Annotated in this window: 6 protein-coding genes; all 6 read right to left on the bottom strand. The window is 43.7% G+C overall.

Going from position 1 to position 13,217, the window contains the following annotated elements:
- Nucleotides 1–88: 88 nt before the first annotated feature.
- Nucleotides 89–3,577: a fibronectin type III domain-containing protein gene (locus tag NBH06_RS11010; RefSeq protein WP_250794321.1), complete on the bottom strand. Its 3,489-nt coding sequence runs from the start codon at nt 3,575–3,577 to the stop codon at nt 89–91.
- Between the two features lie 82 nt (nt 3,578–3,659).
- Nucleotides 3,660–4,952 (bottom strand): DUF4832 domain-containing protein, encoded by a 1,293-nt coding sequence (locus NBH06_RS11005; RefSeq protein ID WP_250794318.1) that lies wholly within the window; start codon nt 4,950–4,952, stop codon nt 3,660–3,662.
- 78 nt (nt 4,953–5,030) lie between these two features.
- The gene (locus NBH06_RS11000) at nt 5,031–6,842 is read right to left on the bottom strand and encodes a DUF4625 domain-containing protein (RefSeq protein ID WP_250794315.1); all 1,812 of its coding nucleotides are present in this window, start codon (nt 6,840–6,842) and stop codon (nt 5,031–5,033) included.
- Nucleotides 6,843–6,892: 50 nt separating this feature from the next.
- Nucleotides 6,893–8,338: a DUF4832 domain-containing protein gene (locus NBH06_RS10995; RefSeq protein WP_046411241.1), complete on the bottom strand. Its 1,446-nt coding sequence runs from the start codon at nt 8,336–8,338 to the stop codon at nt 6,893–6,895.
- Nucleotides 8,339–8,414: 76 nt separating this feature from the next.
- The gene (locus NBH06_RS10990) at nt 8,415–9,944 is read right to left on the bottom strand and encodes a RagB/SusD family nutrient uptake outer membrane protein (protein ID WP_155012010.1); all 1,530 of its coding nucleotides are present in this window, start codon (nt 9,942–9,944) and stop codon (nt 8,415–8,417) included.
- A 26-nt stretch (nt 9,945–9,970) separates the two neighbouring features.
- Nucleotides 9,971–13,186 carry a SusC/RagA family TonB-linked outer membrane protein gene (locus NBH06_RS10985; RefSeq protein ID WP_046415943.1) on the bottom strand — a complete coding sequence of 1,072 codons (3,216 nt, stop codon included), beginning with the start codon at nt 13,184–13,186 and terminating at the stop codon, nt 9,971–9,973.
- Between the last annotated feature and the right edge of the window lie 31 nt (nt 13,187–13,217).

The following is a 13,217-nucleotide window of genomic DNA, read 5'->3' as shown; positions in this document are numbered from 1 at the left end:
GAAAAAACTTCATTACGTCATTCAAAATAAAAAAGTCCGGCAGAAACCGATTCTCGATTTTTCTGCCGGACTTCATTTCTTATTAACACTACTCCACGACAATTTTCCGATTATATATCTGCCCCGACGATTTCACGGAAACCAAATAAATTCCGGGGGACAACCCCTCAACAGGCAAAGAAGTAACCGATTCTTTAAGCTTTTCTCTCATAACAATTTCCCCTTGTGAATTTATGACCGAGAGTTCCGATACGCTATCTCCGGGAAAAATTACGGTTACATATTCGCGAACTGGATTGGGAGCAACCGTAAAATCTACTCTCTTATTACCGTCAACACCCGTCGTCACCGTATATTTCCAAGTAGCCGCCTCGGTAAATGCCGAATAGTTTTTCAAATCATCGCGCGAAAAAGCAGCATAATAGTAAGTCGCTTTTTCTAACTCGGAATCCGTATAGCACTCGCCCTCTCCATCATAAACAACCTCGCCGTCCGTTTCATCAGCAGCGAACCGGTCATTACGGCGGACAATAGTCGTCGCCTCAAAATCGGGAGCCGGGTTAATAAGTCCTGTCATAGCAATATCGTCGAGAGCCAACACTCCACCGCTGCACGGTGCACTACTGGGAACGACGAAATCCAATGAGATCACTCGCAAAGCATCACATTTCTTACTCGTATTCGGATGCCAATCGAACGCTTGGAAAGTGCGAATATCTATTTTCGCTTTTTTCCATTCGGTCGAATTCAACGGTAACGTTTCGTTATACCACCAGTCATCGGCATTACCGTCCAAGTCGTTATCTTCTTTTACAATAAGACGCAATGTCCGGCTCGACCCATCTCCCTTATACCAAAACTCCAAATAAGGAGAATCAGAAAAATCTCGTGCCTTTTCAAAAGCGAGAACCGCCGCATATTCACCCCATGCCTTGTCGATATCATAAGTCATTTGAAGAGCCTTTCCCTCATAACCGTCTACCTCTTCAAGAGATCCTCTACCACCGCTATCGCCTACACCTTCGACCGAAGTTATTCCATTCTCGAAATCGTCCACCGTGATGTTCACCGGTATTTCATAAACCGGATTTTTCCAAGAAAGCGTAATTCTCCCATCGACAAAATTTCCTGTAAATTCACTCGGTGCAGGAGGAGGCGTAGTATCCCATACAACCGACACCTTACCTTTGGCATAAGCCCTTACGGGAGTATTCACTCCATCGTCGATAGTTCCATAAATCCAATAATCTCCTTTCGGTTGTAAATTGCGTACATTCCAATCGTACGAGTCTATTGCCTGTACATCGCTGGATAACCCTGTTACAATAGAAGTTCCATTAATACTGTCCAAAGAATAATACAAATTGATTTTTGCCGTACCCTGAGGATCGAAACAGGACCATTTGATTTTAAAACTATCGGTCACCGGGTCGTTATTTCCGTTCGGTTCCGTAATATATAAACTCGGCTTTAAACCTCCCGAACGAGTAAATTCATACGAATAAAATTCATTCCCGTCTCTGTCGCGAGCAATCAATTTGACCTTTTCACCATTCTCCGACACATCGATCGTAGAGAATCCGGCAATCTTATTAAACATCAAACTATACGGTTTATCCACCATGTTATATTGATCCCGGTTGCTCCCGTTCATCGCACCCGGACGAAGATAGTGCACGCCCGCTTTATACAGATGCTCGAAATTATGTTCGTCACCACCAAAGACAAGAATATGCTTACCCGCCAATGCGTGTTTCTCCAACAACGGCGCTATATATTCCTTTTGGCTGGCCGACCACTGCCCATGATAACTGGTTGAATAGACATTGACATGCGCAAAAATAAATATCCATTTCGAATCGGCATTCGTTAATTGTTCGTCCAACCAAGTCAACTGTTTCGAACCAGTGGCAAACGAAGGATCGTCTTTACCTTCATTCCAGTTACAACCGATAATTTTCACATCGCCGTAGTCCATAGCGAAATAGGACTCTCCTCTCGGGTCTATCCGTTCATCGGTATCGATATATCCATGAGATGGGACAGAAAAATAATCGTAATAAGTAGTAGGGCCGTTTTCATCGGATTTATCCATCGTTTCATGATTACCGATAACGGAAGTAAGAGTCTTCGCTGTAAGCATGGATTCTCCGGGAATAAAAAATGCCGAGTTCCAAGTGCGCATATCGCCTTTATTTACCAAATCGCCGATAGTAATCCACATATCGGGATCGACACCCAACATAATCGGAGCCGAGTTCTGCCAAATCTTTTCATCGTTATCATGTACATCGCTGAACGCGACCAAACGGAAATCGGTTCCTTTCTCTGGGGCTGTTTTCGCCGTACAAATCGTTTCATAACGACGACTTTCGTCCCCCACCTGATAATAATATTCTGTAAAAGGTTCGAGTCCCGTCAATTCGATGACGTGCACAAATCCCTCGCCGTCCACATTCCAACCAGTCTCGGCTGTGAGCTTTTGTCCCAAATCGGGTGTTTTCCCATAATAAACCGTACCAGACGGATTAGAATCCAACGTCTGCCAAAGAATACGCACCGAATGGGTTGTCGGGGACATACTGTATGGTTTTTTGAAACACTCATAAGGCAATTCGCCTACCGGTGCGTTTTCAGTAGAAACGCCCCAGCGCGGGTCGCCCAAATCGCTACCGTCATCACCGGCTCCCACAGCCGGAGAATCTTTGTACAGCTGGAAGTTTCCATTCTCTGCATCTACAAACAGAGGATTCTTAGATATAATATTCTCTTTCGGTGCACTTCCATACAAATCCACGTTATAGGAGATAACGTTCTTTACAATGCTTTCATCTCCGTAGGCCGTAAAGCTCTTGGTATCGTCTCTTCTTTCCGAAAATGCCGAAATACAATTTTTTATCGTCGAACGGCCTGCATTATACAGATATACGCCACGACGGTCATAGCAGTTATAGAAAGTACAATGGTCGATCAATACAACCGGCATCAAGACTAGTTCTTCGCCACAATTTATACGGAAGAAATAATTGCTCCCTGTATTAAAATTAAGGAATGTAGAATTAGTAACGGAAAGAGTTTCGACCTGCGTATGAGCGCTAGAAGCATAAATCGCTTTGTTTGTCGTACTGTTGTCCGCCCCTATAAATATACAATCGTCGATCGTCAACGATTCTATTTTACCGGACAAAGAAACATAGACAAAACGATTGGTATAATTACGTACCGTACAACCGGATATAACCACGGGAGCTCCGGTGACCGTATCATCGATTCGAATTGCATCAGCAACTTCGGAGGCTCCATCAAAAACGATTCCCCGAATGGTAGCCCCGTCTTTTATCGAAAGCTTTCCTTGAATGATCGGAGCCGACTCCAACCCCTCGGCAGCACGTAGAGTAAGGGACTTATCTATCGTGACATTTCCTACATAGGTAACAGCTTCGGATAACTCGATGATATCGCCTGCCACTGCCGAAGAGACAGCGTCGGCAATAGTTTCCGTTCCCGAAACCGGAACAACCGCCGCCCTCACATACAGAGCTGACAAAAATAATGATAACAATAAAAACTTTTTCATTTGGATTAAATTAAGGATTAATAGTAAGTATAACTCTCGGCAAGCATAAACGGTTATTGCCATTATCCGGCATTCACCCTCATTATTCGCCTTTTACATCGGCGTCAAATTCGATTTTTTGGCCGCTTATCAAACGGTCGCATTCTATGGTTATCTCCATATCGGTACTACCGGCCGGTATTCCTACCCAACGGCTCTGACCCGGCTGTAAGTCTTTCAAGTTGGACTCGGAACGAACTCCATTGACTGCGACGTAGGCATCGTAATAAATGGGAGCCACTCCCGCATTCTTTATCTGTACACAAGTAGAGTCCTCTTTCACTCTCACATCTGTTATTTCATAACGATAGCCGCACAGCATACTCGCTTGTTTGATTCTATTCATTGTCTGGTACGAAGGCTGGTTATTCCCGATCATATAAGTTATGTGAAACCGTTTGGACTCACCTTCGAAATTCCGGCCATGTATACCGTCGGGATAATCCAATACATGTTCCTGATCATATTTCGTATAATAGCCGAACTCACCTCCTGCGGGCGAAGTCTGATATCGTTTTTCTCCCAAAATCTTCCAATTTTTGCCGTTATACTCGTCGTGCGTCTCGTGCATAAACGAGTCGTCAAACACACCGAATTTTAGATTTCTCAATGAAGCATCGGCTTCCAAAGGAGTATATTCCGAACTTGCGGCATCGATAGAAACGCTCCACGGCGTACTCTTGAATGTTTCGCTCATAAACCTGAAAAACTCGGCTTGAAATTCTTTGGAGGGAAATGTCTGTCCCATAATTCTCGGCCCATCGTATATATGGTACTCAGCCCATAAGCCGAAACCGGTTTGAAGGAATGCCAAACGCGGATCATTGTCATACCGTTCTGCAAATTTCTGATAAAACTCTTTGTGAAACCGTTGTAATTCGGGATGCCGCCAGTCGGGAAATCCGGTCCGTTTTCCCTCACTCAACGCCACGGTTTCTTCATAATCGGGCAATTCGCGAATATATTGAGGCACAGCGCTTTCATATCCCGGATAGGTATACCAAAATCGGATAATGGCTTGATGTTTTCGGGATGCGACAGCATCGAGAATTTGTTCGAGAGGAGTCCAGTCATACACGCCTTTTTCTTTCACTATATCCTTATATTGCATATACGAATATTCAAGACTGATGGCATCGGTATTCCGCTTGGCGTTATCTGCCCACAAAACGATACCCGTCATCGGTTGTACTCCTGTAATTTGCGACTGCAACGATATCTTTACGAAGCCGTCGAAATCCGGTTCTTCCATTTCATGTTTCGCTTCTGTATCGTGACAAGAAAAAAGAGAAAGTATAATAACCGGGAAAAAGAGATGTATAATTTTTTTCATCATGATATATCGAATTTAAGAAAATAAAAGCGGAGCGGCGGGATTGCCGCTCCGCAATAAAGGAATGAAAAAGCTATGTAATTATAATGTTGTAGGAGTAAATGTGACCGTAAATTTCTTACCGTTTGCCGGAACAATCGTGTAATAATTACCGTCCAGATTTTCTTTGTCGATAGTAAACCCGTCTTTCAAATCGACAACTATCTTATAGTAAGTTTCTTCTGTCGGAACAGGCAATAACAAACCGCTATCGCCAGCAGGAGTCACCCCGTCAAAATATTTCACAGAAATACAATATTTACCATATTCCTCTGCCGTATAAGGAACTGCCCAGAACGAAACGTCACCACCCCACGGCAAAATGGTAGCTATCGCCTGATAGGTATTCGCCGTCGGCGAAGTGCGATACAACGTTAAACGAGTCTTTTCATTCCAAGAGCCACGTTCAATACCCATAAATCTATTCCAACACCAACCGTCCATATAAATTACATCGGGATAACCCACGTTATTCATGACGTAAACCGTTCCCGAGAAAGCATCAAGACGTATCAAGTATTCGCCTGTCGGGGCAACCATCTTCCAAGTGGGGTTACCGGCCCCGGTAAACACGTCGTGATCACAATAAGCCATAGACAAATCGACTCCCTCGGCCGTTACGGTTTGGTCTTTCGTCAACTGAGCCAATCCCTCGTACGAGAAGTACTCTCCTTCGATCAACGCCAACGAAGAGCCACAGAAAGATATGGCAGAAGGAGCCAATGCTCCGTTAATATAAATACCTTCGTTGGTATAAGCCAATGTGCGAGTACCGTCGCTCAACTCTACTTTGGTATATTCTTCACCTTCTTTAAATACTTTCATCGAGAAAGCTCCGCCCAAAGTAATCGAGAAGCTGGCAGCCTTGTCCTCTGCTCCCAAAGTCAATCGACGATTGGCGAATGTCAAGAAATTGTCTTTTCCTCCCTCTTTGAAATAAAATTGTCCGGCAACGATAGCGCCCCACATATCGGTTTCTACGCTACCCGTACCGTCCGACGGCGGAGTCCATGCCCAATATTTGCGATTACCATTTTGATATCCCTGCATCTTCGTTTTCGAACGTTCTATCCAAATACCATTGTCGGGAGCATCGTTATCGTCCCAGTGACCGGAAATCGTACCGAAGATATAAAGCGATTCGCTAATCGGCGACCAATTTTGAGCATTACCCAAAGTCAATTCGAAACTAACTGCATTAAACGAAATTTTGAAATAGGCTTCTTCCTCGCCACCGAATACGATATTATCTTTTCCAAGAGCTATAATCTCGTCTCCTTCCATACCCCACGACATACCGGTTTTGTCGCTATTGGCATAAATCTTACCCGTAGCACCGGCCGGAATAAAATCTTCCACAGAAAATACATTTCCGTCCTTTTCCATCGTATAGACCAAATTGTTATCTAAGGCCAGATAAAGAGCATCGAATGTCGGAAGCGTTACACCTTTAATGCCAACTTCTTCCGTACTCAACTCATTGCTGGAATTTTTCACCGTAACCGAAATAGTCAAATCCCCGGCCACTGCATTTTTAGGTAACGGAAGAGCTATCTTTTCATTCATGTCATACGTTTTTCCGGTAAGCATTTTTGTCGTTTCATAAAACGCCCCATTGGCATTACTTACCGAAATCATATATTGACGCAAACCTTTTTCATCGGCAAATTTAGCCGTCAAAGTCACCTCATCGCCGTATTTTACATCGGTATTCGGAGTTACCGCCAGTTCTGAAATAGCAGAGTTCCCAGCAGTACCGCCGCCTCCATTAGGTTCATCATCGTCTTTACAAGAAGTAAATACAACCATTGTACTTACCAGTAAAAACATAAAATACTTCATTGTTTTTTTCATCACAGTAATTTTTTTTGTTAATAAATTATATCACTTCATTTACGAATCACTCATTTTTTCGTAAATACTAAATCTCCATTATAGATATCGGTCTTCTCATCAGAAGTTACATTAATTCTCATTAAAAGACTGTTATATCCGGTTTCAGCTTCCCAAACGCCTTCATTCGCCAATTGTATCGAATAATCGGGATTATCCCTCAATGTTTCCATAGGATCCGGCAAATTCAGATAAATATCATAATCTCCAATCGGCATATCGGTCGGCAATCCGGCTTCTATTTCGATAGTGCTTTCCATCTCGGGTTTCCATTTACGAGGGTCGACGTCAAGAGGCAAAACATAAGTAGTCTGGTCCGATACATTTCTCAAAACCAACTCTACCGCCCGAGGATTAAACGGAGCGGCATATCCTTCATTTTTCACCCGCAAAACGACTTTCAACAAATGACCCGGAGTCACATTAGTCGTATATTCGCCCGAAGTAAGGACAAAACGATATCCCATCTCCCGCTTAATTTTATCCATACAGCCCTGAGCAATCCAACGATCGTTCACGCCTTTATAATAATCGCTGTTCAAATAAGACCAACGAAGGTTACGCATTTCTTCCTGAGCCTTACTACAATCGGCAGGAGAAACCCCATCGGGAGGACAAGTCTCTCCACCCATAGGCAAATAAAGGCCTTCCTGACCTAAATATTTTTTATCTTCGGTCACATTTTGGTACGTTCCATAATCGGTCTCACTGGCCATGAAACAGTCATTGTGGTGGCCAATACGCGCTGCAATTCCATTGGTATAAGCATTTGCCGCAGTCAATGCCGTGGTAGGCTTCCCGTTCAGTCGGAGATATTCCTGCTTATATTGAGGCGTGCGCACTTGAACAACACGTCCCTCCGGCAATGCTTCAAGCAATTTATCGAGGACCGCCTTACGAGCCGACGGTGTATTCAAGTTATTGGTCGTATAATACCACTCTCCCCAAGAACCTATAAACCCTGCTTGCCAAACGGCTATCACATCGGCGTTCTTTGCCAAATAGGGTTTCAATTGGTCGATATGTGTTTGAATAATAGACAGCGGTGCATCAGGCTCAGTCTCCAAACTAGTATAAGCAAAACGTAACACACACTTTACACCGGCCTCCCGCATAGCCGCCATATCTTTATCGAAAAATTGAAGAGCTTCGTCAGTAAGGGCTTTATCTCTAAAATTTTTCAAATAGAAATACCTGAATATCAAAGAATATCCATTTGCACGATAATTTTTCAACGTAGATACACTCAACGCTCCCGAAATTCCCATTTCACAAGAAGTCGCTTTATAAAAACCTCGTTCGGGATTAACGATTATTTCATTGGAAGCCTTATAAGAAACCTGCTCCATAGGAATATCCGATTCCTTATTGTTCTCATTTTCCTTCTCACAAGAAGTACATGCCACTCCCAAAAACATCAATGCGCCGGCACTGAATAATTTAAATATCATATTCATAGCTCTTTCATTTAATTATTGAATTAATATCAGAGAAACCGGTGTCCCTCGTTTGAGGGACACCGATCCCCATCTCTTAAATAGTATATCCGGGATTTTGAATTACCTTTCCTTTACCATCGACAATAACCGACGGAGGCAATGGATAGACATATTTATATTTCGAAGCATAAGGAGCTTGGCCGGCATTCAATTCCAATACCCTATCCAACAGTTTGTCGAAGCGAATCAAATCGGCTCTGTATTGACCGCTTTCACACCAAAACTCATGAGCCCTTTCTATCAACAACTGATCGATAAATGACTCTTTCGAGGGAAAATCGGATAACTTTTTATCATCGAGTTTAGCCCGGCCACGAACATCATTCATCAAGTCGACAGCCTCTTGCGTCACACTGCCGCCCGGTTTCATCACGATAGCTTCGGCCAACGAAAGCAATACATCGGGATAACGATATACGACTATATCCAAATCGGAATATCCGCCACTACCGGGAACCGCAGGATCGACCTCATACTTTTGGGGAAGAGGCCCCAAGTCGAGATATTGATCGGGATTTTCCCGATTACGAATCACGCCGTCTCCTGTCGTATATTCAGGAATCAAATAGGTTTTACGCGTATCGTTAGGCTCGAACGAATCATAAAAATACCACGTGCTTTGTACCGTTGCCCAACCTTGAACGAGACCATCGATATCCGGCGGCATAGCCATCATGTGCCACTGGTTCTGACTGGGGCCATCGATAGCACAAGGAACGACATAAATATATTCCGACGTGCATTTAGACTGTCCCGCCAATTCGAACAAGGACGGGTAATCGTCGACCATCGCATAGCCATAATCAGCCGTCATCATCTCTCGGGCAATAGTCTCTACCTTGTTATAATAAGATTGATCCTCGGGAGTTTCATGCAGATATAGACGAATTAACAACATATTAGCCAAACCTCTACTGAATTTTCCATACTCGGTATCTCTCGGATAAGGCAAATTATCGGCAGCGAATTTCAAATCGTCTTCGATAAACTTAACCATCTCCTCACGAGACAAACGAGGGAGCGGAGTTTCATTCAGAGGATTGTCGAGTACCTCGATAGGTGCAATCACCAACGGACCGAACATATCGTACAAAATGTATGACAGATACCCACGAGCGCAACGTACCTCGGCGATATAACGATCTTTTTCCTCGCGAGATAATTCGCTCTTTTCTATCATATCCATTACCGTAGTACAACGACTTATCTTACCGATAAAACCGTAAGGTTCGTCACGAGTATAATAAAAATAGGTTACATCGGTAGTTTCCGTATTGAAAGAAAGCTCATGGCAATACTTCTGAGCGCCAAATTTCCCTGCCAAAATTTCGGTGCAAGCATCGTTCACAAACATTTGCCCCCTTTCGGAAGTCGTATTGATACCGTCCCACCAGCTACCGCGCAGAGGATAATAACACGAAAGCACCATCGATTGTAAATCCTCTTCGGATTGAGGGAATATTGATGGATTTATATCGCTATAATTAATTGGATCCAAATCACAACTATTCAGGAAGGGAACCAACAGCAACAACAGTGTGAATTTTCGAAAAATCTTTTTCATTGTATTCCGTATTATATTGTTGTCTACTAAAATTTAATATCTACACCGAACGTGAACGTTCGGGCATTGGGATAAGAAGCCGCATAAGAATCGGTTTCAGGATCGAGACCTCCGTAAGGAGTAAAAACACATACGTTGTTCACGTCAAAATGGAAACGCATATTCTGGAAAACCTTACGAGTAGTTGCCGTAGAAGGAATAGTATAACCCAATGTTATATTTTGTAAGCGGATATACCAAGCATCTTCATAGAACCAGTCTCCGTATCCATAAGTCGAACCAGCAAAGAAAGAACTGGGATTTTTTGTCGAAGGTTTATCTGGCAACCAACGGTCGTCAAGGCTTCGCAAGCCATTATAACCATACTGTGCCATTCCCCAAGCATTAACACCATAAGCCATGCGGGTGGGATCCATCATTCGACGGTCAAATGAACCATAGAAATTGAAGTTCAAATCGAAGCCTTTGTACCGGAAAGTATTGTTGAAACCAATTGTAAACCCGGGATCCGCTGTCCCTATCAAACGCATATCGGCATCGTCAATCTGCCCATCGGGTTTTCCGGTCAAAACAAAACGTCCGTTACGAACTACGGGGTCACCAGTCTCAGGGTCACGCAAATAGCCGTTCAAGTCCTCAATAATCAACTGACCCGGTCTTAAATCGGGTTGTGCCGCCGGAGCCTCGTCTCCCTCTTGCATAATACCGATGGCCTTACGAGAATAGATTGCCCTCATGGGATCATGGTCTCCTTCATACACCGAAGGTTTCCAATCCGAAGTATGTTCTACCCACCAGTTCTTCACACGAGAGAAAGTAATGTCGGAGAACCAAGAGAAATCTTTTGTCACGATATTTTTCGTATTCAAGGTAAACTCAAATCCCCGACCACCCGTTGTACCAATATTGGCAGCAACCAAAGTCAAATCGTGGTACGTATTCAAAGGCTTAAATGTCAACAAATCCGTTATCCGACGTTCAAAAAATTCGAACGTACCGCCAATGCGTCCATCGAACAGGGCAAAATCCAAACCGACATTGAACTCTTTGGTTGTTTCCCATTTCAAATCGGGATTCTCCAAACGTCCTAAAAATACACCTGTTTGCGGGCTATTATCCTGTTTATTATATGCCAACTGTGCATAATAAGCTGCAAATGCGTTATCGCCTACACCTCCGGCATTTCCCACCGTACCATAGCTGACACGGGGCTTCAACATCGATACTACCGAGCGGGCAGGTTCCATAAATGGCTCTTCGGCCATATTCCAAGCCAACGCTACCGAAGGGAAATATCCCCACTTGCGATTACGGGCAAATACACTGGCTCCATCGGCACGGAAAGTCGCAGTCAACAAATAACGATCCATGAACGTATATCCTACACGAGCGAACGCCGAATAAATCTTATTCTCACTACCACCGGAAGCCACTTGTTTCGTACCTTCCCCGGATTGAAGACTGTTCCATAAAAATGCATCGGTGATAAATCCATTGTTACCGGCGCTTACATAATAGTCTTTACTAAACTCGGCCGACCAACCCACTACCGCATTAATACGGTGGTTACGATTGAACTCTTTCATATAACTACCGGTCGTCTCGATCAGATATTTCTCGCTATCGTTTTCACTAATCGTAGCGATACCGTCGGAAAGGCCTCCATGAAGCGTTTCTTTTGGCATATAGGTCTTACGACTTTGATGAGCCCTATCCATACCCATACTAAACTTGAACACCAAATCTTTGATCGGCTCATAAGTCACATACGCATTTGCCAAGATACGATCCATCAATCCCTTATCCGTATTCAACAACAATGAGGCCGGATTCGGCTGGGTCGGTAACTGCGGATTGACAGGATAATTACCATCTTCATCTTGTGCCGGAATATTCGGATTCATCTGTACGGCAGCCCGAATCATACCCGATTTTTCATATTCAGCAGCCCCCAATTGAGTATTGTCGTTATCAATACGCGATGCCGTAATATTGACACCGGTTTTGAAATATTTATTGATAACCTGGTCCACATTAATTTTTGCCGAATAGCGTTTCATTCCCGAATTCTTAATAATACCACGATTATCATAATAGTTCAATGACATCATGAAGTTGGTAGTCTTACCTCCACCTTGTACACTTACATTGTGTTGTTGCACGCTACCATTACGGGTAATCAAGTCGAGCCAGTCGGTTCCTTCACCGGCTGCCGCAATCTGTTTATCGGTAAACGACAGTTTATAGGCCAAACCGTTTTTAGGAGAATCGATAGCCTCCTGCAAGGTACGATCTCCATAGGGATAGACATTATTCTCATACATCCACAAATCCCAAGTTGCGGTATTCATGGCGTTCATCCACTCTTTCAGATTATAGACATCGTAATTGTCGGTATATTGCTGAATAGAATAAGAACCCGAATAAGAGACAACCGTCCGGCCCTCTTTTCCTCGCTTGGTCGTAATTAAAACCACACCGTTAGCTGCACGAGAACCATAGATGGCCGTAGCCGAAGCATCTTTCAGAACCTCGATAGATTCGATATCGGCCGGATTGATAAAGTTCAATACGCTCTGCGTTCCGGCATCCATTCTTTCATTCGTCGTACTGGGTTGGTCAAGCTCTACGATAGGGAATCCGTCAACCACGTATAACGGAGAAGAACCTCCTATCTCCGTACCTAAACCACGGACCTGAATGTTCAATCCGCCACCCGGTTGGGCACTATTTTGGGAAATCACCAAACCGGCGGCTTTTCCTTGCAAGGCATGCCCCACCGAAGGCGCTACTGCAAGACTCAAGTCTTCGCTCTTCACCGAAGAAACAGATCCTGTCAAATCACGTTTCTTTACCGTACCATAACCGATAACGACGACTTCGTCGATGTAATTTCCATTTTCGGTCATAGTCACATCTAATTTTTTCGAACCGCCTATTTTCACCTCTTGGGTATCCATACCCACATATGAAAAAACAAGCGTTCCATCGGCTGGGGCCGAGATGGTGTAAAAGCCGTTATAATCGGTAGAGGTTCCTTTTGTTCCTCCTTTCACAAGAACACTGACACCGATTAACGGATCTCCAACAACATCTTTCACAACACCGGATATTTGTATATTCTGAGCCATTGCTCCCAAATATCCGCACATAAGAATCAAGGAGACGAAAAATCGCGTACAAAACCGAAATTTCATACTGTGTTTTCCATGATTCCGTTCTACTTTCTGTAATAGATTCATAGATCGAGATTTTTAGTTTGTTAAAAAAATT

Source organism: Barnesiella sp. B2-R-119 (assembly GCF_023656675.1).
GTDB lineage: Bacteria > Bacteroidota > Bacteroidia > Bacteroidales > Barnesiellaceae > Barnesiella > Barnesiella intestinihominis.
The sequence above is the reverse complement of the archived record's forward strand: the minus strand, read 5'-3'. Positions and strand labels throughout refer to the sequence as shown.